The 15,059-nt window shown below is 63.3% G+C and carries 15 protein-coding genes; 7 read left to right on the forward strand and 8 right to left on the reverse strand.

The annotated features are described in order from the left end of the window. Nucleotides 1-86 precede the first annotated feature (86 nt). Nucleotides 87-785: a hypothetical protein gene (locus FFI89_RS07760; protein ID WP_138834383.1), complete on the forward strand. Its 699-nt coding sequence runs from the start codon at nucleotides 87-89 to the stop codon at nucleotides 783-785. A gap of 51 nt (nucleotides 786-836) precedes the next feature. Here the strand turns inward: FFI89_RS07760 and FFI89_RS07765 are convergent, their stop codons facing one another. Continuing rightward, on the reverse strand, nucleotides 837-1,115 hold the full coding sequence (locus FFI89_RS07765) for a hypothetical protein (RefSeq protein WP_138834385.1): 279 nt from the start codon (nucleotides 1,113-1,115) through the stop codon (nucleotides 837-839). Between the two features lie 173 nt (nucleotides 1,116-1,288). On the opposite strand from FFI89_RS07765, the gene FFI89_RS07770 reads away from it, so the two are divergent. Further along, nucleotides 1,289-1,648 carry a PRC-barrel domain-containing protein gene (locus FFI89_RS07770; RefSeq protein WP_138834387.1) on the forward strand — a complete coding sequence of 120 codons (360 nt, stop codon included), beginning with the start codon at nucleotides 1,289-1,291 and terminating at the stop codon, nucleotides 1,646-1,648. Nucleotides 1,649-1,681: 33 nt separating this feature from the next. Here FFI89_RS07770 and sbmA read toward each other — a convergent pair whose 3' ends face one another. Both sbmA and FFI89_RS07780 read right to left on the reverse strand, forming a co-directional pair. After that, the gene (sbmA, locus tag FFI89_RS07775) at nucleotides 1,682-2,902 is read right to left on the reverse strand and encodes a peptide antibiotic transporter SbmA (protein WP_138834389.1); all 1,221 of its coding nucleotides are present in this window, start codon (nucleotides 2,900-2,902) and stop codon (nucleotides 1,682-1,684) included. A gap of 44 nt (nucleotides 2,903-2,946) precedes the next feature. Beyond that, nucleotides 2,947-4,392 (reverse strand): short-chain fatty acyl-CoA regulator family protein, encoded by a 1,446-nt coding sequence (locus FFI89_RS07780; protein ID WP_138834391.1) that lies wholly within the window; start codon nucleotides 4,390-4,392, stop codon nucleotides 2,947-2,949. A 199-nt stretch (nucleotides 4,393-4,591) separates the two neighbouring features. On the opposite strand from FFI89_RS07780, the gene FFI89_RS07785 reads away from it, so the two are divergent. Together FFI89_RS07785 and FFI89_RS07790 are read left to right on the forward strand one after the other, a co-directional pair. Continuing rightward, the gene (locus FFI89_RS07785) at nucleotides 4,592-4,798 is read left to right on the forward strand and encodes a hypothetical protein (RefSeq protein WP_138834393.1); all 207 of its coding nucleotides are present in this window, start codon (nucleotides 4,592-4,594) and stop codon (nucleotides 4,796-4,798) included. Nucleotides 4,799-5,045: 247 nt separating this feature from the next. Then, nucleotides 5,046-5,603, forward strand: coding sequence for a hypothetical protein (locus tag FFI89_RS07790; RefSeq protein ID WP_138834395.1), 558 nt, complete (start codon nucleotides 5,046-5,048; stop codon nucleotides 5,601-5,603). Here FFI89_RS07790 and FFI89_RS07795 read toward each other — a convergent pair. Beyond that, nucleotides 5,600-6,487, reverse strand: a complete 888-nt coding sequence (locus tag FFI89_RS07795; protein WP_138834397.1) for a metallophosphoesterase — start codon at nucleotides 6,485-6,487, stop codon at nucleotides 5,600-5,602. The two genes, FFI89_RS07790 and FFI89_RS07795, sit on opposite strands and share 4 nt — an antisense overlap. Nucleotides 6,488-6,581: 94 nt before the next feature. Here FFI89_RS07795 and FFI89_RS07800 point away from each other — a divergent pair, with 94 nt between their 5' ends. From FFI89_RS07800 to FFI89_RS07810, 3 genes are all read left to right on the forward strand, one after another. Further along, nucleotides 6,582-7,070, forward strand: a complete 489-nt coding sequence (locus FFI89_RS07800; protein ID WP_246669390.1) for an NUDIX domain-containing protein — start codon at nucleotides 6,582-6,584, stop codon at nucleotides 7,068-7,070. A 139-nt stretch (nucleotides 7,071-7,209) separates the two neighbouring features. Beyond that, a complete protein-coding gene (locus tag FFI89_RS07805) occupies nucleotides 7,210-8,142 on the forward strand; it encodes a glycosyltransferase family 2 protein (protein WP_138834399.1) in 933 nt (310 codons plus the stop codon). Between the two features lie 185 nt (nucleotides 8,143-8,327). Next, on the forward strand, nucleotides 8,328-8,840 hold the full coding sequence (locus FFI89_RS07810; protein ID WP_138834400.1) for a GNAT family N-acetyltransferase: 513 nt from the start codon (nucleotides 8,328-8,330) through the stop codon (nucleotides 8,838-8,840). 671 nt (nucleotides 8,841-9,511) lie between these two features. Here FFI89_RS07810 and FFI89_RS07815 read toward each other — a convergent pair. The 4 genes from FFI89_RS07815 to FFI89_RS07830 form a co-directional block, all read right to left on the reverse strand. Next, on the reverse strand, nucleotides 9,512-11,905 hold the full coding sequence (locus tag FFI89_RS07815; RefSeq protein ID WP_138834402.1) for a TonB-dependent receptor: 2,394 nt from the start codon (nucleotides 11,903-11,905) through the stop codon (nucleotides 9,512-9,514). 108 nt (nucleotides 11,906-12,013) lie between these two features. Further along, entirely contained in the window at nucleotides 12,014-12,433 is a 420-nt protein-coding gene (locus FFI89_RS07820; protein WP_138834404.1) for a DUF2946 family protein, read from the reverse strand. Between the two features lie 127 nt (nucleotides 12,434-12,560). Next, nucleotides 12,561-12,953 carry a hypothetical protein gene (locus tag FFI89_RS07825; RefSeq protein WP_138834406.1) on the reverse strand — a complete coding sequence of 131 codons (393 nt, stop codon included), beginning with the start codon at nucleotides 12,951-12,953 and terminating at the stop codon, nucleotides 12,561-12,563. A 39-nt stretch (nucleotides 12,954-12,992) separates the two neighbouring features. Then, nucleotides 12,993-15,056, reverse strand: coding sequence for a hypothetical protein (locus FFI89_RS07830; protein WP_138834408.1), 2,064 nt, complete (start codon nucleotides 15,054-15,056; stop codon nucleotides 12,993-12,995). Between the last annotated feature and the right edge of the window lie 3 nt (nucleotides 15,057-15,059).

A 15,059-nucleotide genomic window follows, 5' to 3' on the forward strand; every position in this document is an offset into this window, starting at 1 on the left:
GTGCGGAACTTGTTCCGGTTCCCGTCGTTGGAGCCGCCGCCGTTCCGTGTCCGGTTCCGATGGTATCGCCCGTGGTGCCGTTGTTCATGGCGCCGCTGGCAATGCCCGCGCTCAGGCTTGGACGGTTGTCGCTCCGGGAACCGGCGTTGGCTGGATTTGATGGGGCGGGGGAAACCGCGGCGTCGCCGATCGTCGCGGTCGAGCCCGTGCTGGTGTTTTGTGCCAGCGCCATCGAAGTTGCGATAAGTGCGGCGGTCGCGAGCGCGATCATCGAGAATTTCATGTTGGGTTCCTCCGGGCCAACTGAAATGAAAACGGCCGCAGGGGGCGGTAGTTCCCGTTCCCGCGTGGCTTGCAAATGGGGGCTGAATGGCTATTCAGAGCCGGTTCATCGCGCCGCCACTACCTTGTATCCGCGGGGCGGGAGGCACAGGAGGTGGACGATGTCGAACTCCCCAATGGCTTTCGATCCGATTGGCACCGTGGTGGATTGGATTGACGCCTGCCGGCAGCGCAGTCTCGCGGCACTTGTTGATCTCTATGACGAAGCCGCCAAAGTCGATTGTTGCGAGGGCGGCAGCTTTCGCGGCAAATCCGGCGTGGAGCGCTACTGGCTTCCCAAGTTGAAGAAGCCCGTGCCGGGCGCGTTTGCGGTCGATGCGTTGTTGCCCGAGGCCGGAGGCGTGTCACTCGATTACAGGGATTACGACGGCAGGCCGGTTCGTACCCATTTCCGTTTCAGCGAAACCGGAAAAATCATCAGCACCGCCTGCGCGCCGACCTAACCACACGGCAAGAATCTCGCGTCGCCACCGCGAACGCGGAACCGAGGCGCGTCAGCGGCAGACCTGCTCCCACGCGCACTTGCCCGAGGTGTCGCAAACCTGGGCCTGTTTGCACTGTGACCCATCCAGCGGCATCACGTTCGGCGGAATGACGGGAGCGACCGATGGCTTTGGAGGCCGACACACCGTCGGCGGGCAGATTTTCGGCGGGTTGACGCCGTCATCGCACAGCGGCTGCATTTGCCCGTCGACGCACTGGCAGGTGCAGGCCGCATTGGCAGCGCTGCCGCCGATCAACAAGAGTGTGAGTGCGAATAGAACCGAGCGCATGCGGTCTCCCAAATTTCATCCCGACGCGAGCCGCCATTTCAGTTGCTCCGTACAATACGTAACACAGGAACCCGCCGTACGCACCCGATGCGTTGTTCTGAATCACGCCACCACAGGAACGTTTCATCGCGCCCTTTGTTTTCGTTGACCTGCTCACACCGGGAGGACGATACATGGTTAGGGAAGTACGCGAACAGGGGAATCTGATCGGGAGCGACAAGGTCGAGGGCACCGCGGTCTACGGCGCTGATCGCAACAAGATCGGTTCGATCGAGCGCGTCATGATCGACAAGCGGAGCGGCAGGGTGTCTTACGCCGTGCTGTCGTTCGGCGGTTTCCTCGGTATCGGCGACGATCACTATCCGCTGCCGTGGCAATCGCTCAAGTACGACACCTCGCTCGGCGGCTACGTCACCGGCGTGACCGAAGCGCAGCTCAAGGGCGCGCCGAAATACGGCAACGACAATGCCTGGAACTGGGCCGACGCGGCCCGCACCCGCGCCATCAACGACTACTATGGCATCGCGATCTGATCTCGGTGCGATCTGTCGACAAACAAACCCGAACTACAATCCTGCCGGGTCCGCCACCGACTCGATCGAGAGCAGCGGCTCGCCGTGAAGCGTGGCCTCGAATGCGCGCAAGCGATTATAGATCGAGATCAGATCGACGATGGTGCTCCAGGAAGTGATCAGATACTGAAACGAGGATCGAACCTGCCCGAACGCTCTGATGATCTGGTTCATCGTACCAAGCGTGATGGTGCCGGCGACGATGGTGGGCCCCAGCAGGATGTAGGCGAAAACGGCATCAGTTTGCAGGTAAACGAAGCGGCCGATGTTGAAGTACAGGAAGTTCAAATAAAGCCGGAAATAGTTTCGGCGAATGTTGACGAACAGCTCGTTGAGGGTCGGTGGATCGGCGCGGGCCGTGTCGTCTTCGCCGAGCACCAGTTCCTTGCGGTAGGCGGCTTCGACTCGCTGGTTGAAGAATTCGATGCCGGGCAGTCTGATGCCGATCAACGCCAGCAAGCCGGTTCCGAGCACCGACCAGAGCACCGCAGCAATGACCAGCGGATAGGGGATGGCGCCGACCAGCGGCAGTTCCGTCACGCTGCTGGAGAGTTTCACAAGCACCGGCAGGAACGCCAGCAGCGTCATACAGGCACTGATGAGTTCGACCGCGAGACTTTCCATGGTGGTGGCGAATCGCATGGTGTCTTCCTGTACCCGCTGCGAGGCGCCCTCGATAGTGCGAAGCCGCGGCCAGTTGGCGATGTAGAACTCGTTCATCGCGGTGCGCCAGCGGAAGATGTAATGGCTGACAAAGAACCGCGTCATCACGACGGCCACGATCGCGACCGTGGCGATGGAGGCGAAGGTCGATATGTGGCCGTAGAACTCCCCCAACGTCACCGGCCGCGATTTCGTAAGCGCGGTCTGGACGAGATTGTAAAACGGCCCGAACCAGTCGTTGATGACGACGTTGACCTGAACCTGAAAATAGGTGGCGAACAGGATCAACGCCGAGCCGCCGATCGACCAGGTCGCCCAGGGATGTGGCGCGAACCAGGTCCAGGCCGCGGCGAAGACCGCTACGCTAATCGCAAAATACAGGTCGAACCACAGCGAGCGCGCCGTCCAGAAGCGGTTGACGCCGATGGGCTCGGGGGCCGACGAGCCGATCAATTCGCCGGCGAAACCGTACCAGAGGGCCACTGCCAGCGCGGTCCACAGGATCGCGGAGATGAAGAACAGCTTTGGGCGCGGGAAGAATGAAACGAACATTCGATTGTCCTGTCCATGCTAGGAAGATTAGGGGATTAGGCGGCTCACAATTCCCGCGCATTCGAGAACGCGAACGACGATACCCGCCGCGTGTTCTCGTCGAGGATCAGCGTCCGCGTGATCGGCGGCTCGGCGCGCTGGCTGCAGTTCTCGCGTTCGCAGAGCCGGCAGTTGACGCCGATCGGCGTCCCCTCGGTCTTTTCCAGATCCATTCCCGCGGCGTAGACGAGTTTGGCCGCATGGCGGATTTCGCAACCGAGCCCGATCGCAAAGCGCGGCTGGGCTTGCGGATGCGGCGCCACCGGGCGGCGCACCGTCTGCGCGATCGAGAAATAGCGGGTGCCGTCCGGCAGTTCGATCACCTGGCTGAGCAGCCGGTCCGGGGTATCGAAGGTCGAATGCACGTTCCACAACGGGCAGGTGCCGCCGAATTTCGAGAACGGAAAGGTACCGGAAGAGAACCGCTTGGAGACGTTGCCGGCATTGTCGACGCGCAGCAGGAAGAACGGCACGCCGCGCGCATTCGGCCGCTGCAGAGTGGTCAAGCGATGGCAGACCTGCTCGAAGCCGGCATTGAAGCGCTGCGCCAGCACGTGCACGTCGTAGCTCAGCGCTTCGGCGGCGGCGTGAAACGCCTGATAGGGCATCATCGCAGCCGCAGCGAAATAATTCGCCAACGTGATCCGGTAGAGCCGGCGCGGCGTGTCGTCGAGCGGGCCCGCGCGGTTGACGATGGCGTCGATAGCGGCGCTGGATTCGGCAAGGCCGATCTGCAGCGCGAGCTGAAAGCTACGCCCGGGGCCGTCGACCAGCTCTGAGATCAAGAGTTGCCGGCGATGACGGTCGAACCGTCGCAACGTCTCGCGCATCACGTCAACCGGCATGATGCGGGTCACGATCGAGTGCTTTTCGCGCAGGCGCGCTGTCAGCGCGGCGAACAGGCCTTCCGCCGGCACGTTGAGTTCGTCGCGGAGGTTTTCCGCGGCGGTCTCAAGCTCGGGGAAATAGTTGCGGTTGGCCTCGATCAGGTCGCGCACGCGCTCGATCGGGTTGGCTTCGAATCTGGAGCCCTCGTCACGGTCGGCCATTTGCGCCGCGACCAGTGTCTCGCCGCGGCGGGCTTCGGTATAGGCGGCGTAGAGCCGCTGCAGCGAATGGGTCACGCCGGGGCAGAGTTCGGCGAGGTCGCGCAGTTCCTGCTTCGGCAGGTCGATCTGGCGGAACAGCGGATCGGAGAAGATTTCGTTCAGCTCGGCAAAGAAGCGATCCTCGTCGGCGGTGGCGAGATCGCGCAGATCGAGGTCGTAGGTCTCGGCCAACCGCAGCAGGATCTGCGCCGTCACCGGGCGCTGGTTGCGCTCGATCAGGTTGATATAGCTCGGAGAAATGCCCAGCCCCTCGGCGATCTGGGTTTGCGACAGGCCAAGCTGCTGGCGGATTCGCCGGAATCGCGGCCCGACAAACAGCTTCTTTCCGGAATCAGCAGGCATGGCAGCTTTCCTGACCCATTTTGTGACTAACTTTACAAAATGACATTTATTACAAGTATGGATGTTACACAACATCACCATTCAAATACAAGGGGACTGTACCAAATTAGCTTTCCGGCGTTTAGTTCACAGTACGTTTCGCAACGCATTGTCACGAATGTCGATTGCAGCCGGGTAAGCGGAACAACAGGAGACGACCATGACGAAGAGCAATTTCTGGGTGATCGGCGGCGAGTTCGGATCGATGAACTTCCACAAGCTCGTGGAAGGCTCGGCCCAGGTGCAGGGTCCGTTCAAGACCCGCAAGGAAGCCGAGGACGCCTGGCGTACGGTTTCTGAAGAGAACCGTCACAAGGCCGGCGTACGCTTTTCGATCGTGGAAGAGCCCTCGCGCGTCTCGGCCTGATCGGCCGGCTGCTCATAACATTTAGGGAAACGCCAGGAACAGGCGGCCCCATCCGGATTTTCCGGGTGGGGCCGTCTTGCGATTTGCAGACGCGCCGAACGATTGTCTCCCTCGCCTCGCCGGGCCGGCTCAGTGAGTCTCGATGCCGATGAACGCGTAAGTCATTGAAAATGAAAGACCTTTGCGCAGGTTGCGGTTGCTGCTAGGTTAACCGGGCCCACCCCTTCAGGACAAAGGCGGCTTGCAGATGTCAGACGCGCACAACACCGGCAACGAGGCCCGCGAAACGCGACCGACGCGGCTGCGCGACGCGTTGCGCCAGGCCCGGATCGAGGCCGCCGATCGCACCGGCGTGGTCGTCGAACTGCGCGATGCCGAAGTCGCGCGGCTCGAGATTCTGAACGAGGCGCTCGATCCGCTGTTTGCCCAGGTGCCGGAGCAGGTCGACCTGTTCGACCGCGGCGTCAGCCAGGGCGAAACGCCGCGGCTGTGGATCGACGTGGTCGCCCATGTCGTGATGGGCCGCGACAAGCGGATCTACCGCTTCGTGCAGGACACCAGGTTCGGCCGCATCGTTCTCGCCGAATCGCATGACGTGCCCGTCATCGTCGATGCCGTCACCGGCTATGTCGCGCGCCGCATGATCGAGCGCGAGCATGCGATGGTGGCAACGCCGCTGGCCGAGCCGGTGGTGGAAGAGAAGCCGCGCCGCCGCGGTGGCTTCTGGACCTTCGTGCTCGGCTTCCTCGCCGGCGCGATCGCGCTGTTCGCGCTGGCGCTGTTCGCGAGTCTGAAGAATCTCTAGATCAACTGCGTCCGTCTGATTTCCTGCACGCGCAGGCTGGCGTCGATGCCGCGCACGGTCTGCACGCAGCGCCATTGATTGCCGTCGCGTTCGATCGAGAACAGATTATACGCCGCCGCCGGATAATGCCGGTGCGCCAGCGCCGAGGCCGACGGCACGCCGATCGCCGGGATTTGTTTGTCGGTGCCTTCGATCCACATCGTCGAATGGATGTGGTCGTGTCCATGCAGGATCAGATCGACGCCACGCGCCTTCAGCACCGCGCGTAAGCCACCCGAGTCGGTCAGCCGCTTCATGCGGGATTTCGAGTGCAGGGGATGATGCACCAGCAACACCCGGAAGGCGTCCTCGGTCGACAATTGTGCCAGATGACGGTCGAGCGTGTCGAGCTGCCTGCGGCCGAGCCTGCCCGTCGCCATCAGCGGCGGCGTCGGCACCGCCGAGGACATGCCGATCAGCGCCAGCGGGCCGCGGCGTCGCAGGAAGGGAAACGCTTCGCCTTCGGTCCCGGCGTCGCCGCGCAGATAGTCAGCGAAGGTGCCGGCGAAACGGTGCCGCGTGGCGCGGACATAGGCGTCGTGATTGCCGGGAATGACGGTGACATGCTGCGGTTGGCCTACGCTCTCGAGCCAGGCCTGCGCCGGGTCGAACTCTGCCTCCAGCGCCAGATTGACGAGATCGCCGGTCACGGCGATATGGTCCGGCCGCTGCGCCTGCATGTCGGCGACCAGCGCATCCAGCACCTCGCGGCGATGATATTTGTGGCGGTTGCGGGTCCAGTTGAGATAACCGAGCGCGCGCTTGCCCGCGAGGTCGCGCAGCCGGGCCGCCGGCAATGGCGGCAGATGCGGGTCCGACAGATGCGCCAGCGTGAAGGCTGTCATAGGCGTTCTGCCGGATGGCCCGTGATATGAAGCTGTCGCGCGATCATGCCGCGATATAAGGATCAAACATGATCTCTGTCCATCCGGGGGATTTGTGACCGCTCTGCAAACCTTGCGAAAGCGCCTCGAGCCGCAATTGCGGCAGGTGTTCCATCTCTACTGGCGGATTGCCCGCGGCATGACGCTGGGCGTGCGCGGTGTCGTGCTGGATGCCGATGACCGGGTATTCCTCGTCCGTCACAGTTATGTCTCCGGCTGGCATCTGCCGGGCGGCGGGGTCGAGGTCGGCGAGAGCTTTCTCGAGGCGCTGCGGCGCGAGCTGATCGAGGAGGGGCGGATCGAACTGGTCGGCGAGCCGGCCCTGCATGGCCTGTTCTTCAACCGCCACGTGTCCCGCCGCGACCATGTCGCGGTCTATGTGGTGAGGCAATTCCGGCAGGACCGGCTGCCGGAGCCGAACCACGAGATCGTCGAGTGCGGATTCTATGACGCAAGCGCGCTGCCGTCGGACACCACCACGGGCACACGGATGCGGATCGCGGAAGTGCTCGACGGCGTGGCGCCGGTTTCGACGTGGCGATGAGCGCCCGTTACCGACTGCTGTTCGCGACGCTCGACCGGCGCGGCCAACCGGCCGCGGATAACATCGCCTTCCCGCAACCGGCCAAAGCCCGATTGGGGTATAAACGCCGCATGGACAGACGTGATTCGGCGGGCCTGCGATGACGACACCAGCGTTGCGGGTTGCGGTTCTGGTGCCCTGCTTCAACGAGGAAGCTGCGGTTGCGACCGTGGTCGCCGACTTTCGAAAAGCCCTGCCGGCGGCCGAGATCTTCGTCTACGACAACAATTCAAAGGACCGTACGATCGAGATCGCGCGCGCGGCCGGCGCCGTGGTGCGCAGCGAGCGCCGCCAGGGCAAGGGCCACGTGGTCCGGCGCATGTTCGCCGATGTCGACGCCGACATCTACGTGCTGGTCGATGGCGACGCCACCTATGACGCCCCGAGCGCCCCGCGCATGATCGATCGCCTGGTCAACGATCACCTCGACATGGTGGTGGGCTTTCGCGTCGATCAGTCGGTCGCCGCCTACCGGCCCGGCCACCGCACCGGCAACTGGATGCTGACCAGCTTCCTCGCGACGGTGTTCGGCCAGGCCTTCAGGGACATCCTGTCCGGTTACCGCGTATTCTCGCGCCGCTTCGTCAAATCCTTTCCGGTGCTGTCTGACGGCTTCGAGATCGAAACCGAACTCAGCGTGCACGCGCTCGAACTGGCGTTGCCGGCAGCCGAAATCGAGACGCCGTATTATGCGAGGCCGGAAGGTTCGGTCAGCAAGCTCAACACCTGGCGCGACGGTTTCCGGATTCTCGGCACCATCCTGAAACTGTACCGGTCGGAAAAGCCGCTGCGATTCTTCACCGTGATCGGCATCTTCCTGATGCTGGTCTCGATCGGGCTCGCGATCCCCGTCATCGTTACCTATCTCGAGGTGGGCCTGGTGCCGCGGCTGCCGACCGCGGTGCTGTCGATGGGCTTGATGATCCTGGCGGTGCTGTCGGTCTCGTCGGGGCTGGTGCTGGACACGGTGACGCGCGGCCGTCGCGAAATGAAGCTCCTGGCTTATTTGTCCCAACCCGCCATCAAGGATTAAGGCAAACAGGGATTAAGCAACGCGGAATTTGGCGGACATAGCGTTTTCGAGCGAAGTGGATGCCGGTTCGCGTGAAGAAAACGCGTCAAAATATTAACGGGAGAGCGTAGGTTCTGATTTTAATCAGAACCTACGCTCTCCGCCGATGGACCGCGCCGCCGCCAGATGCTATCCCGCGCCTCATCATGAGCGAACTCTCCGTTACCATCCTGGCCGAAACCCCAAAGGACGCGCAGGCGATCGAGCGCTTGCACGAACGCACCTTCGGGCCTGGCCGTTTTGTGCTCAGCGCCTACCGCCTGCGCGAACACGTCGACCATCTGCTCGATCTGTCGTTCACAGCGCGGATCGGCACGCTGATGGTCGGCTCGGTGCGCCAGTTGCCGATCTGCATCGGCGATACGCCGGCCTTGATGCTCGGGCCGTTGACGGTCGAGCCGCCGTTCCGCAGCCGCGGCGTCGGGCGTATGCTGCTCGATCGTTCGCTAAGGGACGCCAAGGCCAAGGGACATCGCCTGGTGATCCTGGTCGGCGACGAAGCCTATTACAGCCGCGTCGGCTTCAAGCCCGTGCCGAAGGGACGGGCGACGATGCCAGGCCCGGTCGACTACAGCCGCCTGCTGGTCGCCGAACTGGTCGAGGGCGCCTTCAATGATGTGTCGGGCCCGATCCAGCCCGACTGGAGCAAGGCAAGATAGCGGCGCGTCATCCGCAGCCCGTAGCCCGCATGAGCGCAGCGATATGCGGGTGCAGCACGATAAGCAACTGCCGTCAGCCCCGGATATCGCTGCGCTCATCCGGGCTACGAATTCTCGATGTCGGGTCGGTTTCATATTCGATTGTCAAACAGCGTGAGGGTACGACTCTGCATTGCCGCGGCGCGATGCGCCCGGGCTCTGCGTCACGTTCCGCCCCAAAATGTAGAGGGCGCAGGGAAGACCGGGTGCGCGCTGCACCCGCGGTCTCGCGTGCGATTGCACAAAACAAAACTGCACACGAGCATACAGGTTCAGCGGAAACACTCCGGCCTTCCCTGCGCAGTGGCTTTACGGCTTACTTCGTGCTCGCCCCGGTGACCGGCTTTCTTGCCACCGTCATTAGCAAAATTACTTCCGCCAACTTGACGCCAGCACCGGGGCGTCAGGCCCACACGACTTCACCGTACGCTCTTGCCACGCTCGTCTTTGTGACATCAGCGTCCACCGCATCCCACCGCACGTTCGTGACGATCGCGAGCCGCCCCTCTCATCGGGTGAGACGGGGGAGTTGAACCACTGATTTGCCCGACGGGTTAAGCGAAATATTTTTGCGCGAAGGGCTGGACAGGCTTTTGGTGATTTACCCGACGGGTTACTTTGTCGCAGCACGGCTAAAACTTCAAATTCGCAAACGCTCTTACCCCGATGCCCGGCAGGAGAACCTCGTCCTTGGTGTAGGACACCGAATTGCGGATGTTCTCGTTCAACAGATTGTTGCCGACGAGGCCAATGGTCATCTCGCGCGCGCCGAACCATGACGAGTTGAGTTTTGTCGTGTAGGTGACCTCCGCCTTCAACAGGTTGTATCCCGGCGTCGGCGTCTCGCCGATCGGGGCGATGTCGTTCTGCGCGAAGGCGTGCAACAGGTTGATGCGCGCAAACCAGTTGGAGTCGCGCCAGTAGACGCCGCCGCCGACCCGCACCGGAGGAATCCGGGGCACGTTGGTACCATCGGCGAAGGTGGCGCGGACGACGTCGAACTGGTCCTCAACACCCCAGATCCCGCTATAGAGCGGCCCGACATCGAGCTGGCTCTGGAATTCGGCGCCGCGGAACGTGGCGTCACGCTGCGAATAAATCGCCTCCCTCAGTTCAAGCGGGTTGGGATCGGCTGCATCCACACAAGCGGTACTACCGTCGCATGTGTTGCCGTTCAGCCGGCGGAAGATGAAGCCGTTGAATTTGGTATAATAGCCGGTTAGTTCAAACCGCAGAGGGCCGGCTGCCCGCCGCAACCCGACCTCGATCGATTTTGCCGTTTCGATGCCAAGATTGGGATTGCCGATGTCGAACGTGGCGGTCGCGTCGTGTCCGCCGCGCGAAAATAGCTCTGTCGGCTTGGGCGCGCGTTCGACATATTGAGCGGTAACGCTTGCGACCAGATCGTACGGCAGATTTTGGATCAGACCTACACTCGCGCTTTTCGGCGTGAAATGCAGGTTGCGCGGCGTAGCAGGACCAATGGCGGCGGGATCGACGGTGAGATCAAAGACATCGGGTATGAACGCCGGCGTCGTTCCGGAGAGGTTGACGTGCTCGATGCGCCCGGCAATCTGCGCCTTGGTGGTCTCGCTGAATTTCAACTCGTTGAAGACATAGCCGGCGACCCTGTTGTTATTGTTCGGATCCCACAATCCGTTGATCGGGCTGCCTGGGTCGTCGGGGCTCGGCGCGGTCAGTTCCTGATGACCGGCCTGCAGGCCGAACGCCGTGGTGACCGCCGCAAAGCGGGCATTAAACGGCATCATCTGCACTTCGATGCGGCCTTCCTGTTCCTTGTTGGTAAAGGTCTGCCGCACGCCGAGCGTCAGTGGATCGGCTGGATCGGCGAGACCGATCTCGTTGTGCTTGTAGTCCGTAGCGCCGGCCCAGAACCTGATGGCGTCGATCGCCGCCGCGTCCGGCCGATATTCGCCCTTGGCGGTGAACTTGGTCTGATGGGCATCGATCCGGGTCTGGTGATCGGCGCCATCGATGCCGGGGATGCGATAGAGCGTATCGTTCTGGGTGATTGCAGCACCGATAAAGCCGCCCTGGAAGATATAGGAGCCGCCGATCGACGCCCCATCCGCCTGCATTGCCGAATTCGGCTGCCGGCCGTTGAATGGCTTGTTGGGGTCGAACAGATACGGATAGCTAGGGATACTGTAGTCGGTGGCCTTGCGGCCATAGGCGTCGGCGTGGAACGCGAAATTACCGCCGCCAGTATCGAGCAGGATGCCGCCATCGACGCCCCGGTCGACGGAACTGACGGCCGTGCGGGTTTCGACGTTCACGCAGGGAGCTGATTGCACGTTCGCGAGTGGCGCCTTTGCCGGCAGCCCGTAGGTCTGGAACGGTGCAGCCGCGCAAGAAGGCAACGCATCCGGGATGCGATTGTTGGTCGCGCTCACGACGCCGCCAATCGATGTCGATCCGTAACGCATCGCCGCCGGACCGCGGATAACTTCTACCTGATTTGTCGCCAGTGGATCGACCGGAACGAAATGGTCTTCGCCGAGATCGGAAGCGCCACCGGCGTTGTTGCCGTTCTCGATGATGCCGACGCGATTGACGTCGAGACCCCGGATGATCGGCCGGCTCGAGGCGCCCGGCGCAAAGGTCGAGCCGGTGATGCCGGGTTTTGAGAACAGGAGATCGCCGAGCTGGGCCGTGCCCTCGCGGCGGATTTCCTCGTTGGGCACCACGGTGACGGTGGCGAACTGGTCGGTGACCACAGGCAGCACGCCCTGCTGAGGCGTTGCCGCGACGGGAGCGGCTTGCGGCTCCGGCGGCCGTTCGCGATTGCGTCCGGGCGCTGAGCGGGCGACGCGCACTGGCGTACGCGCCGGAACAACGGTCCGGTGCCGCACGATCGGGCTTGGCGCCGTCACGGTGATTTCAGGCAGTTGCGTCGAGGCCGACGGTGCGGCGGCATCCTCGGCCATCGCATGGTTGCCGATCGCGCACAGGAATAGCCAGCTTGCTCCGCCGATATGGAGTGCTCGTCTTCTCTGGAATGTCATTGTCGGGGTCCTGATGCCGTCGATGTGCGACGGCCCGATTTCGATTTATCCTTGAGGGGAAGCCGCGCATGGCGACGATCCCCCCAAGGGCGCATCAATCAATCGATGTCAGGAGGCGGGTGGTGCGCGCGACTGGAACGCAGAATGCACCGAGCCGAGATGAACGAACTCGGCGTCGGTCGTGAGATAGAGAAACTCGACCGCCTGCGGCAGTTGCAGCAGTGGCGGCGTCGCGAACAGCACATTGCCGGCCAGCGACATGACGGCGCAGATCGCGCAATTGTCCGCCGGTTGCTGGTCGGTGTCAGGGGTGGAAGGCTGCTGCTTCTGCGCGACCTCATCGGCCGCCGTTTGCGCGGCTGTTGTTGCGGCATAGGCAAAGCCAGCGTCCGTCACGCCGGTCTGGATGGTCGGCGCTGCCCGTGCGGCTAGCCCGTGGAAATGGCCGAACGCCATCACGAACTGGATCGCGAGCGCAAACAGCGCCAGCCGCGAGCCACCTCTGAGATGTTTTCGGAACCAGTTCATCCAGGTCTTCGTCCCAATGTTATATTATAACATCGGAAGGAACGGGAGATGTCAACCGTAGGTCGGACCGGCTTTCGCTTAATCAGTTCATGCTGTGGGATTGAAGCAACGGCGGAGTGTCCTCACTCTACGCTCCGCCATCATCGCGTGTTCCAGAGGTTGTGGCCAACGCCCGATGGCAGTTGTCCCGGTAGGTCATCCATGACTTGATCGCTGAATAAGCGATGGCGACGGCGCCTGCCGACGCGAGCAGCGCTCCGTCCAGTCGCCCACCAAAGTAACAGGACAGTGCGAAGCAGGCCATGGCGACGCCGCCACCGGCGAGCGACTTCACGAAGTCGGCCTGCAGCTTCAACGGCGTGGACGAATGGAGCGCATACACGGGAGCCGCAAATCGCGAACTCAGCCCGTCCTGGAATTGCGATGGCAAGGAATCGGCCAGCGCGCTGCAGACGGCTTGGTATCGGATCGCCGACAAAATCCCGACGAAGGCGGCCAGAAAACCAAAGACTTCAATCACGCCCCATCTCCACCACCGCGCGCGGAATGTCAGCACGCACTACCGCCCCTCGCGCACCCACGTCGCCGCGAACGCGCCGAGCAGCAGCAGCAGGCCGATCAGGCCTGCGAACATCGGCAGCACGCCGACGCCCTTGACGACGCTGGCGTCGCGCATCTTGACGCCGAGCCAGCCGTCGCCGCGGTAGATGCCGGAGGCGCGCACCGGCACGATGCGGGGCATGTCGAGGCTGCCGCCGTCGACCACGCGCCGGGCGTCGCCACCGGTTGCCTGCGCCAGCGGCTTCAGCATCTCGGTGGTCGAGGTGACTTCGGAAAATTCCTTCGGGTTGGTCGGTCCGACATTGATCAGCGCCTTCAAGGTGCCGTCGGTCGCCTGCCAGAGGCCGAGTTCGTTCGCCGGCAGCGTCGCACGCCATTCGCCGGGATCGCCCGCGGTCAGCGTCATTTCCTTTGTCGTGCCGCTCGGCGAGGTCACGGTCACCGGCGGCACGCTGTCGGCCATGGTCTGGCGCACCACCACGAGATCCTTGCCCTGGATCTGCAGGCGCAGCGCCTCTTCGTCGAGGTCCGGCTGCTTCATCAGCCAGTGCGACATCCGCCGCAGCAGATCCAGATGCGGTCCGCCGCCCTCATAGCCGCGTGCCCACAGCCAGATATGGTCCGACAACAGCAATGCGACGCGGCCTTCGCCGAAACGCGACAACAGCAACAGCGGCTTGCCGTCGGCGCCGGTCATGACCGGCGGGGTGACGCTGTTGCGCGTCTCGACCGTGCGGAAGAACCGGCTCCAGTGCGGCGGCTCGGACGCGGAGCCTTCCAGGCCGCGCGTTACCGGGTGGCGCTTACCGGCGTCGCTGAGATGCGCATAGAACGGTTTCTCGGTGACGCCGACCGGTTCGGCCGGCAGCACCGAATCCAGCGGCGTACGCCAGATGCTGGTGGTCGAGGCGTAATCCGGCCCGGCCGATACCAGCACCGCGCCGCCGGCGCGGACGTAGCGCGCGATGTTGTCGAAATAGGCGATCGGCAGCACGCCCTGGCGGGCGTAGCGGTCGAAGATGATCAGCTGGAAGTCGTTGATCCTCTGCTGGAACAGTTCGCGGGTCGGAAACGCGATCAGCGACAGCTCGTTGATCGGCGTGCCGTCCTGTTTCTCCGGCGGACGCAGAATCGTGAAATGCACGAGATCGACGCTGGCGTCCGACTTCAACAGGTTGCGCCAAGTGCGCTCGCCCGAATGCGGTTCGCCGGACACCAGCAGCACGCGCAGTCTGTCGCGCACGCCGTCGATTGCGACCACGGCGCGGTTGTTGACCAGCGTCAGCTCGTTCTCCAGCGGCGAGGCCTCGATCTCGACGATGTTCGGGCCGGCATGCTTGATGTCGATCTCGACACTGGAGGTCTGGCCGCTCGAGAGCATGCGCTCGCCGATCACCTCGCCGTCACGGCGGATCACGACCTTGGCACGCTGGTTGGTGACGCCCTGATCGTCGAGCCGGTAGGTAATGGTCTGGGTCTGGCCGACGATGCCGAAGCGAGGTGCTGCCGAAATCGCAATCCGACGATCGCGCTCATCCTTACGGCCGGTGACCAGCGCATGCACCGGCGCCTGGAAGCCGACCGCCGCGGCGTTGGCGGGAATGTCATGGACCCGGCCATCGGTGATCAGGAACGCGCCGGCAACGCGATCGACCGGGACGTCCGACAGCGCCGAGGACAGCGCGCCGAACAATTTGGTGCCGTCCGTTTCACCATCAGCCTGTCCGGCCTCGACGACGCGCACTTCCAGCCCCTTGATCTTCTTCAAGGTGTCGACGAGGGCTTCCTGCGCCTTCGCCGTCTCCTCGTTGCGGGTGCCGAAATTCTGGCTCGGGCTCTTGTCGATCACGACGGCGGCGACCGACGACAACGGCTCGCGGTCCTCGCGGGTGAAGGAAGGATTGGCGAGCGCCAGCAGGATCAGCGCCAGCGCCGCCACGCGCACCGCGGCCCCGCGGGCGCGGCCGAGCAGCAGCAGCGCCGAGATCGCGACGATCGCGGCAAGCGCGATCCACAGCACGAGCGTGGGAACCAGGGGGGTGAATGCGATGCCGTACTGCATGCT

Origin of the sequence: Bradyrhizobium sp. KBS0727, from assembly GCF_005937885.2 — a bacterium.
GTDB lineage: Bacteria > Pseudomonadota > Alphaproteobacteria > Rhizobiales > Xanthobacteraceae > Bradyrhizobium.